This is a genomic window from Pontibacter litorisediminis (genome assembly GCF_029360645.1).
Taxonomy (GTDB): Bacteria; Bacteroidota; Bacteroidia; order Cytophagales; family Hymenobacteraceae; genus Pontibacter; species Pontibacter litorisediminis.
This window is the reverse complement of sequence record NZ_JARDUA010000001.1, coordinates 1,119,204-1,137,482: the sequence shown is the minus strand read 5'-3', so window position 1 is coordinate 1,137,482 and position 18,279 is coordinate 1,119,204. Positions and strand designations below refer to the sequence as shown.

At 56.8% G+C, this 18,279-nt stretch carries 9 protein-coding genes; 3 read left to right on the top strand and 6 right to left on the bottom strand.

The annotated features are described in order from the left end of the window. Positions 1-160 precede the first annotated feature (160 nt). From PXG97_RS04875 to treZ, 5 genes are all read right to left on the bottom strand, one after another. Positions 161-889: a CPBP family intramembrane glutamic endopeptidase gene (locus PXG97_RS04875; protein ID WP_276496593.1), complete on the bottom strand. Its 729-nt coding sequence runs from the start codon at positions 887-889 to the stop codon at positions 161-163. A 60-nt stretch (positions 890-949) separates the two neighbouring features. Continuing rightward, positions 950-2,494, bottom strand: a complete 1,545-nt coding sequence (gene malQ, locus PXG97_RS04870) for a 4-alpha-glucanotransferase (RefSeq protein ID WP_276496592.1) — start codon at positions 2,492-2,494, stop codon at positions 950-952. A gap of 91 nt (positions 2,495-2,585) precedes the next feature. After that, the gene (treY, locus tag PXG97_RS04865; RefSeq protein ID WP_276496591.1) at positions 2,586-5,291 is read right to left on the bottom strand and encodes a malto-oligosyltrehalose synthase; all 2,706 of its coding nucleotides are present in this window, start codon (positions 5,289-5,291) and stop codon (positions 2,586-2,588) included. A 2-nt stretch (positions 5,292-5,293) separates the two neighbouring features. After that, the gene (locus PXG97_RS04860; RefSeq protein ID WP_276496590.1) at positions 5,294-7,717 is read right to left on the bottom strand and encodes a DUF3536 domain-containing protein; all 2,424 of its coding nucleotides are present in this window, start codon (positions 7,715-7,717) and stop codon (positions 5,294-5,296) included. A 4-nt stretch (positions 7,718-7,721) separates the two neighbouring features. After that, a complete protein-coding gene (treZ, locus tag PXG97_RS04855) occupies positions 7,722-9,572 on the bottom strand; it encodes a malto-oligosyltrehalose trehalohydrolase (protein ID WP_276496589.1) in 1,851 nt (616 codons plus the stop codon). 213 nt (positions 9,573-9,785) lie between these two features. On the opposite strand from treZ, the gene PXG97_RS04850 reads away from it, so the two are divergent. Genes PXG97_RS04850 through glgB form a run of 3 tightly spaced genes read left to right on the top strand, consistent with a single transcriptional unit; the run spans position 9,786 to position 17,503 of the window. After that, positions 9,786-11,807 (top strand): alpha-1,4-glucan--maltose-1-phosphate maltosyltransferase, encoded by a 2,022-nt coding sequence (locus PXG97_RS04850; RefSeq protein ID WP_276496588.1) that lies wholly within the window; start codon positions 9,786-9,788, stop codon positions 11,805-11,807. A 22-nt stretch (positions 11,808-11,829) separates the two neighbouring features. Continuing rightward, a complete protein-coding gene (gene treS / locus PXG97_RS04845; RefSeq protein WP_276496587.1) occupies positions 11,830-15,165 on the top strand; it encodes a maltose alpha-D-glucosyltransferase in 3,336 nt (1,111 codons plus the stop codon). Next, positions 15,158-17,503 carry a 1,4-alpha-glucan branching protein GlgB gene (gene glgB / locus PXG97_RS04840; protein WP_276496586.1) on the top strand — a complete coding sequence of 782 codons (2,346 nt, stop codon included), beginning with the start codon at positions 15,158-15,160 and terminating at the stop codon, positions 17,501-17,503. The genes treS and glgB overlap by 8 nt, the downstream gene beginning before the upstream one ends. A gap of 176 nt (positions 17,504-17,679) precedes the next feature. On the opposite strand, the gene PXG97_RS04835 is transcribed toward glgB, so the two are convergent. Beyond that, positions 17,680-18,279: a DUF2179 domain-containing protein gene (locus tag PXG97_RS04835; protein ID WP_276496585.1), complete on the bottom strand. Its 600-nt coding sequence runs from the start codon at positions 18,277-18,279 to the stop codon at positions 17,680-17,682.

The following is an 18,279-nucleotide window of genomic DNA, read 5'->3' as shown; positions in this document are numbered from 1 at the left end:
GGAATTGTTGCTAACTAGTAGATAAACGTGAACATACGCTTATCTGCACTATATCTGGAGTTAAATTACCATAATTTCCTTACTAAACATAGTACTTAAGCAAAGTACAACACCAGAGAAATCAATACAAAAATCTCTTTCTTTAGGGGCTTTCCTTTGGTTAGTAATATAGCCAGTATGCTAGAAGTATAGCAACTGCATTCCAGAGGCTATGTGCTACCATAGAGGCTGTCAGACGGCCTGTATACAGGAACAGCAGGGTATATGCTACGGTAGGAAGCAGGATATCTAGCCAGCCTATCCAGTCGGAGGGGAGGTGGCCAAGGGAGAAAACAAGTACAGACAGCAGGGCGGCTATGGCGGTGCCTGCTGCCTTGTTGCGAAAAGTTTCGCGGAGGGTGTTGATAAAGAAGCCCCGGTTAAAGATCTCTTCCGTGATTCCGCCGCCAACCACACCTAAAATGATGAATGACGCCATGCCTGCAAAGCTTCCGTCCATCATATCCAGCATCATCTTTACGTCAGCACGTGCAGCACCGCCAGTATTCGGGATCAGGAGCGTGAACTGCACAAGCGCCCACAGGAGGGCTACGGCTACCCCCAACATAGCATCTTTTACCCAATTTCGGCTGGTTAGGCCGATAAACCACATGCCAACGCCCAAGTACCTCAAGGCAAGGTATACCAAACCCGTAACTGTTACGAGTTGGAAGAGCGCCATGAACAGCAGGTTTATACCTTGCAGCCCCCCGTTTATCCCTGTTATCCCGAAAAAGAGGTTCGGAAGTATAAACAAGATGTAGCCCAGCAGCAGTACTGCGATAAACGTCCAGAGAATTTTTGCCCTACTTGCAGTTAAAGTGTGGGTAGCTTGCTGTGTTGTTGGCATAATGCTGGCTGGTTTGGTCAGGTGGTTATCACAGTACGAGAGGAGCAGCTTTAGCCATACTTACTGCTTACTCTTATCCTTTGTTTCGGGCTCCTGCCACCGGCCGTAGCGGGTGGCCATGTCTCTTAACTCCTGAATATGGGCCTCGGTGAACTGCCGGGGCTGCAGGCGCCACTCCCAGTTGCCGTTGCCGGTGGATGGCCTGTTCATGATATGCTCGTGGCCCAAACCCAGCACGTCCTGCATAGGCAGCACGGCCAGTTGTGAGACGGAGCTGTAGGCCAGCCAGTTTAGGATGCTATGGACATTGCCTTGGTTTACGCGGTGGGTGCTGTAGGCGCGCAGGCGGCTCTTGTCGGCCCGGGAGGCATCTTTGTCGTACCAGCCGCGCACGGTGTTGTTATCGTGTGTGCCAGTGTACACGATGCTATTCTGGGTATGGTTGTGCGGCGCATACAGGCTTTGCGGCAAATCCTCCCCGAAGGCAAACAAGAGCACGCGCATGCCCGGCAGCTTGAACTTCTCCATCAGGTCGCGCACCGGCTGGTCTATCTCGCCCAAATCCTCGGCCACGATCGGCAACTCCTTAAACTGTTGCTGCACCAGCTTAAGGAGCGGTGCGCCGGGCGTTTTCACCCACTTGCCATTAATGGCAGTATCCTCGCCGGCAGGTACCTCCCAGTAGGCCGAGAAGGCCCTGAAATGGTCGAGGCGGAGCAGACCGAACAGCTGCAGGTTGTGCTCAATGCGGTGCAGCCACCACTCAAAGTCCTGTTCTTTCAGCGCTTGCCAGTCAAAAACTGGCGTGCCCCAGAGTTGGCCGGTTTCACTGAAATAATCCGGCGGCACGCCTGATACGGCTGTCGGTTTGCCGTCTTTGTCCAGCTTAAAAATGTCGGGGTTGCTCCAAACGTCGGCGCTGTCGTGGCTCACGTAAAAAGGCATGTCCCCGAAAAAGAGGATGCCCTTGCTTTGGCAGTAGTCTTTCAGCCGCTGCCACTGGCGGTAAAACAGGAACTGAAGGAACATCTCATACTCAACCTGCTCGCTCAGTTCTTTGGCCAGTTGCTCTACGGCCTGCTTGTCGCGTCGCTTTATCTCCTCTGGCCACTCCGTCCAGTTCTTGTTTTTAAAGTGCTGCTTAAAAGCCACAAACTGTGCGTAATCCTGCAGCCATAACCTGTGCTCTTTCTGAAACCTGGTAAACTCCTTCCACAGCACATCGGGCAGTTCCTCGCTAAAGTTCTGGTAGGCTTTGCGCAGCAGCTTCCGTTTATACTTGGTTACCTTCTCAAACTCCACGCGGGCATCATTAAACTTTTCGTTGTGCTGCAGGTCCTTGCTGCGGAGCAGGCCATCGTGCACCAACTCCTCAGGGCTGATGAGCAGCGGGTTCCCGGCAAAGGCCGAGTGGCTGCTGTAGGGCGAGTTGCCATAGCTGACCTCGGTAGGGTTTAGGGGCAAAATTTGCCAGTAGCGTTGCCCCGCCTGCTGTAGTTGATCTGCAAAAGTATAAGCCTCCGGCCCCAGGTCGCCGATACCGAAGCGGGAGGGGAGGGAGGTGATGTGAAGCAGGATGCCTGCGCTGCGTTTTGGTACGATCATACTTGAGTTAGAGAGTTTGGGCGTTTAGGAGTTAGACGGTTAGGAGGTTAGAAAGCTGAGAAACAAATATCTAATAACGATCAACGAGCAACTACGAGCCGGCGGTTAAGAGTGCAACCGGGAACGTTTTAAGTACTTCTGCTACGGGCAGGGTCTTGGCTGCGTTCACGGTGCCTCCGCCCAGCGCATGCTGCCATGCCTGCGGCGCATTGCCGGGCAAGATGATGCTTGTATCCTGCCATACTTCCTGGCCTAGCGGCTGGCCGTGGCTATCCACCAGGCTTGCCAACAGCAGCGGCACGACCACCAGTGCCCACTGCCCCTGGTGGTGGCGGGCAAAAGACAGCACATGCGCCTGCCTCGGTCCCTGCACCTGCAGCGGCACATACTCCCCCTTATCGAACAGCGTTTGCAGCTCGCGGCGGGTGGTGAGGGCCTTGTGCAGCACGTATAATTTTACTTTACCGTCTTCAGGGTGATGCAACAGCTCCTCATGCAGCTTCGCTTCACTGTGCTCCCCGGCCTGCTGCAGCTCCTGCAGATAGCGGCGGCGCAGGTCGTAATCCACCGGGCGGCGGTTATCGGGGTCTACCAGGCTCAGGTCCCACAACTCGGAGCCTTGGTACACATCCGGCACACCGGGGCAGGTAATTTTGAGCAGCGTCTGGCCAAGCGAGTATAGCCAGCCGTAATGGGCTACTTTCAGGAAAAATGGTTGGAAGGAATGCATGAAATCGTCGTCCTGTCCCAGCAGCTGCTGCACCAGCTCTTTCATGGCTTGCTCGTACTGCTCGTTCGGCGCCGACCAGTCTGTTTTGTTCTTGGCCTCGCGCAGAGCCTTCTCCAGGTAATCCTGCACCCGCTTCACCAGCGTCTCGTCTACCTCCCCGTTTAGCGGCATCACACCCAGCAGCGTCTGCAGCAGGAAGTATAAGTCGTTCTCCACGGGTTCGGAAGTATACGTTCTCGTGATCTCCATCCATTGCCGTGCCTTTTGCTCCCATTCGTCGGCCAGCTCAGTGAGCACGTTCAGGCGCAGGCGGGCGTCCTCACCGCGCTTGGTGTCGTGGGTGGCGGTGGCGTTCAGGGAGTGCGGATAGGTGCGCTGGCGGTATTGCATGCGTGCGTGGAAGTCCTGCGGCTCCAGGTGGAAAATGTCCGGACTGTTGCCCACCTCGTTGAGCGAGATGAGGCGGTTATAGTTGTAGAAGGTGGTGTCCTCCACGCCTTTTGCCGCCAACGGGCCCGTGAATTGCTGGCTGCGCATCACAAAATATAGCTTGTGGTGCTTTCGCTGTTCAGTATCCTCCGGCTCAAGTATAAAAAGCATTTGCAGTTGCTGCAGCTGTTCCTTCAGATCCGGGGCCTGTTTGTGTGCCTCCTCAAAGGCCTTGTCCACCACTTTCATCTCTTCTTTGGATATGGGCAGGTCGTTGCTGTAGATGCAGTACACCGGCCAAGCGGCTAGCAGCACCGCCAGCGCCTGTCGCCATTGCTCCTCCGGCTCCAGTGGTACGAGCTGCCGCTCCTGCAGCAGGCGCAGCAGGTTCTCCAGCTCGCCCTGCATATAGTTGGTCAGGATGAACATTTTCTTATCGAACACCAGCTGCTCGTAGTCTGTGGCGGCGTCAGCAACCAGGCGGCTGTAGACTTGCGTTATTTGCGCACGCGCCTTGCCGGAAGTATAGAGGTTGCTCACCCAGGCCAGGAAATCGTAGCCGCTGTTGCCCTGAATGGGCCAGTTCTCGGGCAGGTGCTCTTCGCCTTCCAGAATCTTCTCCACCACCAGGTACTGCTCCGGCCCCGCCAGCTGGCGCAGGCGCTTCAGGTAAGTGGCGGGGTCGAAGAGACCGTCCACATGGTCTACGCGCAGGCCCTGCACCAGCTCCTGGTCACACAGCATTTTGATGAACTGGTGGTACTGCTCAAACACCTCGGGGTGCTCCATGCGCAGGCAGATCAGGTCGTTCACGGTGAAGAAGCGGCGGTAGTTGATCTGCTTCTCTGTTTCCTGCCAATGGCAAAGTATAAAATGCTGTTTCTGCAGCAGCTTCCGCAGCTTCTTTTCTTTGCCGTTTATACTTTGCAGCACCTGCTCCAGCGCCTGCCGCAGCGTTTCTGATCGATAAATCTTCTTCTTAAAATTGCCCCAGGCCGCCGGGTTTATACTTTCCTCACGCTCGTGCAGCATAAGCTCTTTAAGGCATTGCTCCGCCAGCGGCGTTACCTCCGGGTTGCCCGATACCTGCAGCGCCTCCTCCAGCAAGGTGCGGTAGCTTGAAACACTGATTGGATACACATTATCGTAATAATTCAGCGTAATGCCTTTCTCGCTCAGCTTCAGCTCCAACTGGTTCTGTACCAGCACTTTCTCCAGCGGATCCCCCAGAAACGGCACCATCACCTGCCCGCTAAAATCGGAATGATGAAAATCGATATCGAAGAACGTATAGAAGTGCGACTGCGGCCCTTTCTCCAGCACATCCATCAGCCACACGTTGTCGGGGTGGAAGGCCATGTGGTTAGGCACAATGTCCTGCAGCCATCCCATGTTCCGGCGCTTCAGCTCCAGCGCTATCTCCTGCAGCTCCTTCTGCGTGCCCACCTCTGGGTTGATGTCGTAGGGGGCGGTTACGTCGTAGCCGTGCTCACTGCCGGGGCGGGCGCAGAAAAAAGGGGCAGAGTAAACCGTGCTGACGCCCAGGTCGTGCAGGTAAGGGATTAGCTGTTTGATGTCGCTGAGCCGGAACTTTGGCGAAGTCTGCACACGGTAAGTGGCGGATGGTATATAGGTCATGGTTACACGTTCAAGTTGAGGTTCTCGTAAAGTTTTTCAAACTTCTGCGCCCAGGTGGCTGCCTCCTGGTCGCCCTGCTCGCCACGCTGCTTCAGGTCCAGGTACCCATCCTGCTGCATCCGAAAGGCGATGTTCTGGGCCTGCCAATAGTCGCTCTCCAGCTTAGAGCCGTTTACCACCTCCAGCAGCTCTATCAGCAAGTCCATGGTGGCGGCGTCGCGCGGGTTCTCCTGTACCTTTTTCATGAGCAGGTCCACGCGCTGGGTCAGGGCAAACTCCAGGTCCTCGTAGTTCAGGGTCACGTTCATACGGCGCACCTCCTCCAGCAGGCGTTTTATCTCCTGCGGGCTGGGGGCCTCCGACTCAAACTCGTGCAACAGGCGCGTGTTCACGATGTAATCCACGGTGGTTTGCAGTGGGCGCGGCATCTGCATGCCTATGGTCTGGATGGCGGAGATCAGGGAGTAGTTGTTGTCGTAGAGCTGCTGGAAATCGTTCTCCAGGTTCTCCATGGTCTGGGCCAGCACCTGGTCCAGTATCTTTTTCTGATCATCCTTGAACAGGTGCCAGAACGAGTAGTTGTGTGACTCGAAGTGCTTGTCGAGCAGCATGATCACCTCGCTAACGTACCCCCGGTCAAAGGCGCTCCTGAGCTCCTGCAGCAGCCGCTCATACTCTTTCTGGCTCATGAACTCGCGCACGCCGCCAAAAAGCTGGTGGTCGCCCAGGTGCAGCACGCTGTAGGTAACGGTAATCTCCTCCCACGTCACCCGGCTCTTGATCTTGGCCCTGCCCACGGCCAGCTTCTGGCGGCCTGCCTGGATGTACTCATAGGCTTCGGAGGAGGCGGTATAGCTGTAGAGCTCCAGCACCTCGGTAAAATTTTGGAACAGCGACGCCACTGCGTAGTGTGCCCCTACGCGCAGCAGGTCTATCATAGTGGGCTTCACCGTGCGCAGGTACGCCTCCGCCGCATCGCCCCGCTCCCTGTAGTTGCTCTTCGCCTCTTTCAGGAACTTAAGAAACTCCGGCTCCAGATCGCGGCTGAAAAGATCCTGGGCCAGCTGCAAGGCACGCGCGGCGTACAAAATGTCCTGCACCGTTTCAATGCCGGTTACCTCATCAAAAAACCACCCGCAGCTGGTGTAAATAAGCAGGGCGTGGTACTGCATCTCCATCAGCTTCAGAAAGCGCACCTGCTCCTCAGGCGTCAGCTCTCTGTTTGTGTGGCTTTTGATGAACTGGCGCACATTCTCCTCTGAGCGGTCCATGATCACCTGGATGTAATCGTTGCGGGTAGCCCATGGGTCAGCGCCGAATTTCTGCAGCTCCTGCTCGTAGAGCGGCGACAGCTGGTCGCGCAGCCAGTCGAAGGCCTCCCGTACAGGCTTGCGCCACTCCTGGTTCCAGGTGGGGTGCCCCCCGGTGTTGCAGCCGCAGTTGCTGCGCCAGCGTTCCACGCCGTGGGCGCAGCTCCACGAGCTGGGCTCAATAATTTGGGCCTCATACTTGGGAGGGTGCTTTTCCAGGTACTCCCCATACACGGTTATCTGGGCCAGGTTCTCTTCCTGAATGTGATCCAGCGCGTAAGAAAGCGCCATTTCCCCGAACCGGTGGTGATGGCCATAGGTTTCACCGTCGGTGGCGATGTGCATGAGCTGGGGCTCTTTGCTGTTATCATCGAACGTACTGCTCAGGCGGTGGGCAAAGTCTTCGCCCCGCTCCAGCAGGCCCTCAAAAGCGATTCCCTGTGACACTGGGCCATCGTAGAAAAACAACGCAATGCTTTTGCCCGAAGGAAGCTTGCAGAGGTAGGGGCGGCGCGGGTTAACCTTGGCTCCCTCGGCACTTGTCCACTCCTTATCGCCGATCTTGCGGAACGCCTTGGCCTGGTAGGGCGAGAGAATGGTGAATTTGATGCCGTGCTCCGCCAGCACCTCCAGCGTGGGCACATCGGCGGCGGTTTCGGCCAGCCACATGCCTTCGGGGTCGCGGCCAAAGCGCTTCTTAAAATCATAGATGCCCCAGATCACCTGCGTGTGCTTGTCGCGCTCGTTGGCCAGCGGCATGATGATGTGGTTATACACCTGCGCCAACGCCGAACCATGCCCGGAGAAGCGCCTCATGCTTTGCTTATCGGCATCCAGTATGGCCTGGTACGTTTCCGGGTCCTTCTTCTCCATCCACTCCAGCAGCGTGGGGCCAAAGTTAAAGCTGATGTAGCTATAGTTGTTGATAATGTCAATGATGCTGCCACTGCCATTGAGGATGCGCGAGGCAGAGTTACGGGCGTAGCACTCGTCGGAGATGCGTTCGTTCCAGTCGTGGTAAGGGGCCGCCGACTCCTGCAGCTCCACCTCGTTGAGCCAAGGGTTCTCGCGGGGGGGCTGGTAAAAGTGGCCGTGTATGCAGATATACTTATTCATTGCGCTACTGCTGTTGTTGAAGTATAAGAACCGATTTTGCGGGCAGGCTTACCTCCGCCTTCTGCTCTAACTGCTCTGGCAGCGCTGCTCCGGCACCGCCCCACTCTTCGGAGGCGGAGTGAAGTATGGCTTTCCAATTGCCGGAAGTCTCCAGCGCAGGGGACAGCTTTATGTTTTGCTCCGAGTCGCTCAGGTTAAAGAGGCAGTACAGGTTTGGTTCTTTTGTCTGGTGCATCAAGTGCAGCACCATGTCCTGCGTATCCATTCGGGCCGATATTTTATCCTTGTCCGGCCTGGAGAGGGCAGGGGAGCTTTTGCGCAGTTGTATCAGGCGCCTGTAGAACTCGCGCAGCTGGTTCTGCTGTGTGTCGGAAGTATAGCTTCGGCTTAGTTTAGAGCGGTTGAAGGTGTCCTCGCTCTGCGGGTCGGGCGCCTCGCCCTGCCAGGCAAAGGCCTTGAACTCTTCGCGGCGGCCCTTGCGCACCGCCTCTATCAGGTCTTTATCGCCGTGGCTCACAAAGTACAGGAATGGGTTCTTCTCGCCATACTCCTCGCCCATAAACAGCATGGGCAGGTAGGGCGAAAGTATCACCAACCCGGCCGCCACCTTCAGCGTCTCAAAATCCACCAGGTCCGACAGGCGCTCGCCCAGCATCCGGTTGCCCACCTGGTCATGGTTCTGGGAGCAGACTATAAACTGCTCAGCGCGGTTGTGCTCGGTGCTGCTGCCGAAGGTGCGGTGGCGGTGCTCCGAGTACAGCCCGTCGTAGACAAAAGCGCGCTCCATTACCTTGGCCAGCTGCTCGGGCTTACCGAAGCCGATGTAGTAGCCTTCCTGCTCCCCGGTCACCATAGCGTGGATCACGTGGTGGAAATCGTCGCTCCACTGGGCTTCCAGGCCATAGCCGCCGCGCTCCATCGGGTTTATCAGGCGCACGTCGTTCAGGTCGCTCTCAGCGATAAGTATAAAGTCGCGGCCTACCTGTTCCTCCAGCTCCTGTACATGCTCCTGTAGCTCCTGCAGGAAGTGCTTTGCGCCCATATCGTAAATGACGTGCACCGCATCCAGGCGCAAGGCATCAATGTGGTAGTCGCGCAGCCACATGAGGGCGTTTTGGACAAAGTAGTTACGCACCGCGTCGGAGTGGTTGTCGTCGAAGTTGAGGGCCGAGCCCCAGGGCGTTTTATACTTGTCGGTAAAGTAGGGGCCGAAGTCGTTGAGGTAGTTTCCCTCGGGGCCCATGTGGTTGTACACCACGTCCAGCACCACAGCCAGCTCCTGCTCATGGCAGGCGTTCACCAGCTTCTTCAGCCCCTCGGGGCCGCCGTAGGAGTTCTGCACGGCAAAGGGCAGCACGCCGTCGTAGCCCCAGTTGCGGCTGCCGGGGAACTGCGCCACCGGCATCAGTTCAATGGCCGTGATCCCCAATTCCTTTAGCTCCGGCAAACGGTCGATGATCGCCTCGAAAGTGCCTTCCGGGGTAAAGGTGCCCACATGCAGCTCGTAGATGATGTATTGGTGCTGTGGAAGGTTCTTCCAATTCTTATCAGTCCAGGAAAAGGAGTGATGGTCTACCACCGCCGAGGCCTCATGCACGCCATCGGGCTGGAAATGTGAGGCCGGATCGGGACGCTCCGTCTCCCCGTTCAGTGAAATAGTATAGCGGGTGCCGGGGGTGGCAAACTCGCTCAGGGCGGTCCAATATCCCATGGCTTCTCTCTGCAGTGTTACTTTTATGGGTTCGGGCTTGTGCAGCAGAATGTCCACCTGTTCAGCCTTGGGTGCCCATACGGTAAAAACGGTTCCTTCCTTATCAGGAGAATAATGTGCTCCTATCTCTCTCAGTATTGCCATAAAAAACGGGAATTTTCTCAGCACGTATTAACTGACTTTGCAGGGATTAGGTTGTGCGTTTTGAAGACGCTTGAGTATATCCTAACGGTTTTTTAGTGTCTTGGCGGCACTGCCAGGGCTGCTGACGAGCGTTAGGGCATCGTCTGTAATATTCAACGAAACATATTTACCTCAGATAAGTACGTACAACGGTTAAAGTATAAACAAAGCTTAATGGAACAGCTCGAAGGAACTAAACGTGTCGTTATAGAGAATGTAAAGCCCGAAATTAGCTGTGGCAGGTTCCCGGCCAAGCGCGTGGTGGGGGAGGAGATTGTGGTAACCGCCGATGTGTTTGCCGATGGCCACGACGAGGTGAAGGCCCGGTTGATTTACCGCCACTCCCGCCGAAGAAAGTGGGAGTCCGTGCCCATGGAGTTTTTAGGCAATGACCGCTGGCAGGCCTCCTTCACACCCGACTCCATGGGGCGGTATGAGTATACTATCGAAGGTTGGGTGGACCACTTTTATAGCTGGCAGAAGGGGTTGAAGAAGAAGTTTGAGGCCAACCAGGATGTGACGGTAGAGCTGCAGATCGGGGCCCAGCTGATGGAGGCCGCCGCCGAGGCAGCTAAGCCTGGCCAGCAGAAACGCCTGCGCAAGTGGGCGGAGCAGCTGCGAAACAGCCACTCCCATGCCGAAGACGTGGCCTTTGCCACCGGCCATGACGCCAGTGAGCTGATGAACGCCTGCTGCGAAAAGGAGAACGTGACCACCTACGATAAAGTATTGCAACTGGACGTAGAGCGGCAAAAGGCGCTGTTCAGTGCCTGGTACGAGTTCTTCCCAAGGTCTGCCGCGCAAGAGGCCGGCCGCCATGGCACCTTCCAGGATTGTATCCGCCTGCTGCCGCGCATCGCAGAGATGGGCTTCGACACGATTTACCTGCCGCCGATCCACCCGATCGGCCGCGCTTTCCGCAAGGGCAAGAATAACTCCGTGACCTCTGAGCCGGGCGAGCCGGGCTCTCCGTGGGCCATCGGCGCAGCCGAGGGCGGGCACGACGCCATCCTTCCGGAGCTAGGCACGCTCGATGACTTCCGCACGTTTGTGCACCAGGCGCGGGAGCATGGCATTGAGGTGGCCCTGGATTTTGCCATCCAGTGCTCCCCGGACCATCCGTATGTAAAGGAGCACCCATCTTGGTTTAAATGGCGCCCCGACGGCACCGTGCAGTATGCCGAGAACCCCCCGAAAAAGTACCAGGACGTGTTGCCGGTAAACTTTGAGACGGAGGACTGGCCGAACCTGTGGCGGGAGCTGCGCCGCGTGCTGCTGCACTGGATAGAGCAGGGCGTGTTTGTGTTCCGGGTGGACAATCCGCACACCAAGGCCTTTGCCTTCTGGGAATGGGTGATCGCCGACATTCACAAGCAGTACCCGCAGGTGATCTTCCTGAGTGAGGCCTTTACCCGCCCACGCGTTATGGAGCGCCTGGCCAAGATAGGTTTCACGCAGTCTTATACCTACTACACCTGGCGCAACACAGCCGAAGAGATACGTGAGTACATGACCCAGCTGACGCAAAGCGAGCTGCGCGAATACTTCCGACCGAACTTCTGGCCGAACACCCCGGATATCCTGCCTTTTGCGCTGCAGGATGGGGGTGAGCCGGCCCACATCACGCGGGTGGTCATGGCCGCCACCTTGTCCTCGAACTATGGGCTGTACGGGCCGGTATATGAGTTCGGTATCAACCAGCCGGTGCCGGGCAAGGAGGAGTACTACGACTCCGAGAAGTATGAGGTAAAGCACTGGGACTGGGGCAAACTGACCAAGATTCGGGAGGTGATCACGCTCATCAACAAGATCAGGAAGGTGAACCCGGCCCTGCAAACCACCTGGAATATAGAGTTTGGTGACTGTGACAACCAAGCCATCCTAAGCTACGCCAAGTGGAGCAGCGACTTTAAGAATAAGATCTTCGTAGTAGTAAACCTGGACCCGCACCACACCCAAAGCGGTTGGGTGAAAGTGCCGCTCTGGAGATTAAAAATGCCAGCCGACAAGCAGTACCTGGTGCACGACCTGCTCACGGAGCGCAAGTACACCTGGACCGGCGAATTCAACTATGTGGAGCTGCGACCGCACGAGATGCCGGTGCATGTGTTCCGCATAGAGGAGGCCAGCCCGGGCATGGGGCATGATCACCTGGACGATAACTGGCTTCCATCCGAACACCGCACCAACGAATAAAAAGAACCCTTAGACCACAACCATGGCAGACGAAAAATTCGAGCTTGACGACAACATCCACTGGTACAAAGACGCCATCATATATGAGCTGCACATAAAGGCTTTTAAAGACGGCAACGGCGATGGCATCGGCGACTTTAAAGGGCTGATGCAGAAACTGGACTACCTCGAAGACTTAGGTGTAACCGCCATTTGGCTGCTGCCCTTTTACCCATCGCCCCTCCGCGACGACGGTTACGACATTGCCGATTACCTGAGCATTAACCCCAACTACGGTAACATGCAGGATTTCAAGGCGTTTGTGCGGGAGGCACACAAACGCGGCCTGAAGGTGATCACGGAGCTGGTTATCAACCACACCTCCGACCAGCATCCCTGGTTCCAGCGCGCGCGCCGCGCCAAGAAGGGTTCTAAGTACCGGGACTGGTATGTATGGAGTGACGACCCGAACAAGTACAAGGATGTACGCATCATCTTTACCGACTATGAGCCAAGCAACTGGAGCTGGGACCCGGTGGCTGGGCAGTACTACTGGCACCGCTTCTTCTCGCACCAGCCCGACCTGAACTATGACAACCCGGCCGTGCAGAAGGAAGTGTTCAAGGTGCTCGACTACTGGTTCGACCTGGGGGTGGACGGGTTCCGCCTGGATGCTGTGCCGTACCTGTTTGAGCGGGAGGGCACCAACGGCGAGAACCTGCCCGAAACGCACGATTTCCTGAAGAAGCTGCGCGCGCACGTGGATGAGAAGTATACCGGAAAGCTGCTGCTGGCTGAGGCGAACATGTGGCCGGAAGACTCTGCCTCCTATTTTGGCAACGGCGACGAGTGCCACATGAACTACCATTTCCCAATCATGCCGCGCCTGTTCATGTCGCTGAAGATGGAGGACCGTTACCCGATCATCGATATCTTTAACCAGACGCCCGCCATACCCGAGAGCTGCCAATGGGCCATGTTCCTCAGAAACCACGACGAGCTGACGCTGGAGATGGTGACCGACGAGGAGCGCGACTACATGTACAAAGTATACACCAAGGACCCGCAGGCGCGCATTAACCTGGGCATACGCCACCGCCTGGCCCCGCTGCTGGGCAACGACCGCGCCAAGATAGAGCTGATGAACGTGCTGCTCTTCTCGATGCGCGGCACACCGGTGGTATACTATGGCGACGAGATCGGCATGGGTGACAACTACTACCTGGGCGACCGCGATGGCGTGCGCACCCCTATGCAGTGGAACGATAACCGCAACGCCGGTTTCTCCGATGCCAACCCGCAAAAGTTATACTTGCCTGTCATCATCGACCCGGAGTACAAGTATGAGTCGGTGAACGTGGACACGCAGAACCACAATGCCAACTCGTTGCTGTGGTGGATGCGCCGCACCATCAACATGCGCAAGCGCTACAAGGCCTTTGGCCGCGGAAGTATAAAATTCCTGAACCCGAGCAACTCCAAGGTGCTGGCCTTTGTGCGCCAGTACGAGGATGAAACCATACTTGTGATCGCTAACCTGTCGCGCTTCCCGGAGGCTGTGGAACTGGACCTGCAAGAGTTCAGAGGCCATGTGCCGGTGGAGGTTTTCAGCAAGAATAAGTTTCCGGGCATCAAGGATGAGCCGTACCTGTTCACAATTGGCGGGCACGGCTACTACTGGATGGAGCTGCGCCCGCAGGAGGTTAGCCGGGAGTCGGAGCAGGACCAGGCGCGGCCGGCCATGCAGATGGGAAGCCTAAAGCAGCCGCTTGACGCCCGCACCCTGCGCCAGTTGGAGAGCCGCGTGCTGCCGAACTACATCTGGCAGCGCCGATGGTTCGGGGGCAAGGCCCGCACCATGCAGCGCATGCAGGTGGTCCAAAGCATTCCTATGCCGTTGAGCCGGGGCGGGGCGGCCATGTTGTTTGTGGAAGTAAGCTATAACGAGGGGCTTCCGGAGCTTTACCAATTGCCCATCGCCTTTGCCACAGGCGAGCAGGAGGAGGAGCTGCGAAACAGTAGCCCGAACGCTGTTATTGCCCGCGTGAGCATAGACAGCAAAGAAGGTATTCTTTATGACGCCCTCTACAGTGATGACTTCCGCCAGATGCTGCTGCAACTGATGGCAAAACGCAAACGGGTGCGCCACGACGGGGCGGAGCTGGTGGGTTTCAGTGAGCGGGGTGTGAATGCCGAGCTGCGCAGTTCCGAGGGGCCCGTTACCTCCAAAATCCTGTCGGCAGAGCAAAGTAATACCTCCATCATTTACAACAACACCCTCTTTATGAAGGTGTACCGTAAGCTGGACCGTACCATGAACCCTGATGTGGAGGTGGTGCAGATGCTGACCGAGCAGGTTGGCTTTGAGCATGTGCCGCGCTTTTTAGGGGCCCTGGAGCAACACGAGGGCAACAAGCCGCCGATGGTGCTGATGATGCTGCAGGAGCTGGTGCCCAACCAAGGCGATGCCTGGAACTATTTCGGCGATTCGCTGAAGCGCCTGTACGAGCGCCTGCAAACTCAGACCGAGCGGATGAAGCTGGGCCCGGTAACGGGTTCGCTGTCTCGCCCGCTGCCTTTCTCAGACATTCCGGAGGAGGTACAGCTGCAGATAGGCGGTGCCCACGTGGAGCGCGTGGAGCTGCTGGGCCAGCGCACGGCGGAGATGCACCTGGCGCTGGGCTCTATCAATAGTAACAAGGACTTTACCCCGGAGAACTTCTCGCTACACTACCAGCGTTCGCTGTACTCTTCGCTTACCTCACTGGTGCGCAGCAACTTCGACAGCCTGCAGAAGCACCTGCCGAACCTGCCGGAGCACGTGCGCGGGGAGGCCGAGGAAGTGCTGCAGATGCGCGGCGAAATACTGGAGCGCCTGAAAATGATCTTTGCCCATAAGATCGACACCGAGAAGATCCGCACCCACGGCGACTACCACCTGGGGCAGGTGCTGTTCACGGGCAAGGATTTTTACATCATCGACTTTGAGGGTGAACCGGCGCGTTCCTTTAGCGAACGCCGCCTCAAGCGCTCCGCCCTGCGCGATGTGGCCGGCATGATCCGCTCGTTCCACTACGCCGCCTACAATGCGCTGTTCCAGGAGGAAGGCCTGCGTAAGGAGGATGTGGACTACCTGGAGGCCTGGGCCGAACAGTGGTACCACTACGCCAGCGGCTTTTACATGCACGCTTACCTGGGCAAAACCATGGGAACAGGCATTGTGCCGGCAAAAGAAGAGGACTTTGAAACACTCATCCACACCTTCCTGCTGGAGAAGGCGATCTATGAGTTGGGCTATGAACTGAATAACCGTCCGGATTGGGTGCTCATCCCTATCAGAGGCATCAAGTACATCATGAAAAAGTATAAGAATGGCTAAGAGAAAAGAAAGCACGAACCCCGAGACCAACGATAAAGACAAGGTAACTCCCGCTAAAACCACGAAGCCGACCGCTTCGCGCCGGAAGAGGCAGGAACCTATGGCGGCTGAGGAAGCGAAGGCAGAGGCTGTCGAGAAGCCGGCCGCTAAGCGTGGCCGCAAAAAGGCTTCCGATAAGCCCTTGGCAGAATCGGGCGCGCCTGCGGCCGCTACTGCTGCGGAAACCGGGAAGGCTAAGCCGGCGCGAAAGGGCGGCAGGCGCAAAAAGTCCGACGCCGAGGAGGAGGTACCGGTAGAGGTGGCTGCCAAGGATGGCGTTGTGGAAGTGGTAAAGGCAAAGATACAGGGCCATGGTGCAGCGGCCCACGCCACGGATGTACGGGAGAGAGGTGGTGTCATCGTTCCCGATGAGCAGCCGGATCAGCCTGTGTGGTATGCCAGCCTGTTCACTGACTTTGATGTTTACCTCTTTAAGGCCGGGCGGCACTACAACCTCTACCTCAAGCTGGGTTCACACCCCCTGGAGGTGCAGGGACGCCAGGGTACTTATTTTGCCGTGTGGGCCCCCAATGCCGACCAGGTGTCGGTTATGGGGGAATTTAACGGCTGGAGCCGCGAGAGCCACCAACTGCATGTGCGCCACGATGGCTCTGGTATCTGGGAAGGCTTTATCCCGGACGTGCAGGCGGGTGTGATGTATAAGTACCACATCAAATCGAAGTATCACCTGTACCATGTGGAGAAGAGCGACCCGTTTGCCTTCTGCCGTGAGGTGCCGCCGCAAACAGCCTCTATTGTGAGCGACCTGAAGTATGAGTGGCAGGACCAGGCCTGGATTGACGAGCGAAAGAACAAAGCCGGGCAACCGCAGCCCTACAGTGTGTACGAGGTGCACCTGGGTTCGTGGCGCCGCAAGCCGGAGGATAACAACCGCCCGCTCACTTACCGCGAGCTGGCCGAGGAGCTGCCAAGGTATGTGAAGGAGCTGGGTTTTACCCACGTGGAACTCATGCCTGTGATGCACCATCCGTTCAGCGGATCCTGGGGCTACCAGATCACGGGGTACTTTGCTGCCCACAGCCTGCTGGGTTCTCCGCAGGACCTTATGTTCCTGATCGATTCGTTGCACCAGCAGGGCATCGGGGTGATCATGGACTGGGTGCCATCGCACTTCCCGTCAGACGAGCACGGTCTGGCTTATTTCGACGGTACGCACCTGTTCGAGCACGCCGACCCGCGCAAAGGCTTCCACCCCGACTGGAACAGCTATATCTTCAACTACGGGCGCAACGAGATACGCTCCTTTTTGATCAGCAATGCATTGTTCTGGCTGGATAAATACCACGTAGACGGCCTGCGGGTAGATGCCGTGGCCTCGATGCTGTACCTGGATTATAGCCGCAAAGAGGGCGAATGGATACCAAACGAACATGGAGGACGCGAGAACCTGGAGGCAATCTCTTTCCTGAAGGAGTTTAACCACGCCGTGCACGACAACTTCCCGGAAGTGCTGACCATTGCCGAGGAGTCGACGGCTTGGCCGCAGGTAACGGGGCCAGTGGAGGACGGAGGCCTGGGCTTTAACATGAAGTGGATGATGGGGTGGATGCACGATACCCTGGACTACTTCTCCAAAGACCCGATCTACCGCCGCTACCACCAGGGCGAAATCACTTTTAGTTTGGTGTATGCCTTCTCCGAGCGGTTTATGCTGCCCCTCTCGCACGATGAGGTGGTGCATGGCAAGGGCTCTTTGCTGGGCAAGATGCCGGGCGACGATTGGCAGCGCTTTGCCAACCTGCGCGCGCTTTACGCCTACATGTATGCCCACCCGGGTGCAAAGCTACTGTTTATGGGCGCCGACGTTGCCCAGGGCACCGAGTGGAACCACGACAGCAGCCTGGATTGGCACTTGCTGCAGTATCATCCGCACCAGGGCATACAAGAGCTGCTGCGCGAGCTGAACACCGTTTACAGGGCAGAGCCAGCCATGTATCAACACAGCTTTGACCCGGCAGGCTTTCAATGGCTGGATTACAACGACGCGCACAACTCTGTGATAAGCTTTCTGCGCAAGAGCGACAACCCGCAGGAGGAGATACTGGTGGTTTGCAACTTTACCCCGGCGCTGCACGAGCACTACCGGTTAGGCGCTCCACGCGCGGGAAAATGGGAGCAGATCTTCAACTCCGACGACAACCGCTTCGGTGGCAGCAACGTGCATAACCAAGAGCCGGTACAGACGGCGCCGGAGCCGTTCCATGGGCAGGAGCACTCTATTACCGTTAAGTTGCCACCTATGGCTGTTGTTTACTTCAAGCAGGTTTTAGAGCGGTAGTCCGCAAGGCTAATCAGAGAGCGGGTAACGCGAAACGAAGAGCATCTAAAACTTTTTTAATACAAGCAGAGCCGCCGCTAAAGTATAGAACTTTATACTTTAGCGGCGGCTCTGCTTGTACCTACAACCATATCTACGGCATGGCCATGGCCAGCTAAGGCTGCACCGTAGGCATTCTATTTCCCTTTCCGGAGAGGAAAGAACCTACGCATGTTTACCTCGCGCTCTTTCTCGGCCTGCGGCATTCCGATATCTGCCACCGAACGCACATCCTCCACCGAGTAGAAGGCCTGCGGGTTATAGTCGCGGATGATGTCCAGCACGTGTTGCAGTTTTTTCCGCTTCACGATCAGGAACAGCAGGTTTACCTTGCCGCGCGTGCCGCGGGCATCAATGCAGGTCAGGCGGTAACCGTGCTCGGTCAGGATCCTGATCAGCTTGTCGGCGGGCTCTACCGTAATGACGCGGACCACCATCTGCCCTAGTGCCAGCTTCTGCTCCACGCGCAGCCCCAGGAAGTTGCCCATGGCAAAGCCTCCGGCCCAGACCAGGTAAGAGGCGACGTTGTTCAGGTTTTCCATCACCTGCGTGATGGCAATCAGCCAGATCAGAACTTCTAAAAAGCCAAGTATGGGCGCTACCAGCTTGTTTCCCTTAGATACGAACACGATGCGTAGGGTGCCAAGGGTAACGTCGCAGATGCGGGCAAAGAAGATAAGGGCAGGAATAATCACCCAGTCCACGATTACTGGGTCTATGCCTTCTAAGAAATTCAT

What these genes read in the sequence shown, in the direction of transcription:
- PXG97_RS04875 (WP_276496593.1), bottom strand. Translation starts at nt 889, where the DNA reads ATGCCAACAACACAGCAAGCTACCCACACTTTAACTGCAAGTAGGGCA.
- malQ (WP_276496592.1), bottom strand. Translation starts at nt 2,494, where the DNA reads ATGATCGTACCAAAACGCAGCGCAGGCATCCTGCTTCACATCACCTCC.
- treY (WP_276496591.1), bottom strand. Translation starts at nt 5,291, where the DNA reads ATGACCTATATACCATCCGCCACTTACCGTGTGCAGACTTCGCCAAAG.
- PXG97_RS04860 (WP_276496590.1), bottom strand. Translation starts at nt 7,717, where the DNA reads ATGAATAAGTATATCTGCATACACGGCCACTTTTACCAGCCCCCCCGC.
- treZ (WP_276496589.1), bottom strand. Translation starts at nt 9,572, where the DNA reads ATGGCAATACTGAGAGAGATAGGAGCACATTATTCTCCTGATAAGGAA.
- PXG97_RS04850 (WP_276496588.1), top strand. Translation starts at nt 9,786, where the DNA reads ATGGAACAGCTCGAAGGAACTAAACGTGTCGTTATAGAGAATGTAAAG.
- treS (WP_276496587.1), top strand. Translation starts at nt 11,830, where the DNA reads ATGGCAGACGAAAAATTCGAGCTTGACGACAACATCCACTGGTACAAA.
- glgB (WP_276496586.1), top strand. Translation starts at nt 15,158, where the DNA reads ATGGCTAAGAGAAAAGAAAGCACGAACCCCGAGACCAACGATAAAGAC.
- PXG97_RS04835 (WP_276496585.1), bottom strand. Translation starts at nt 18,279, where the DNA reads ATGAATTTCTTAGAAGGCATAGACCCAGTAATCGTGGACTGGGTGATT.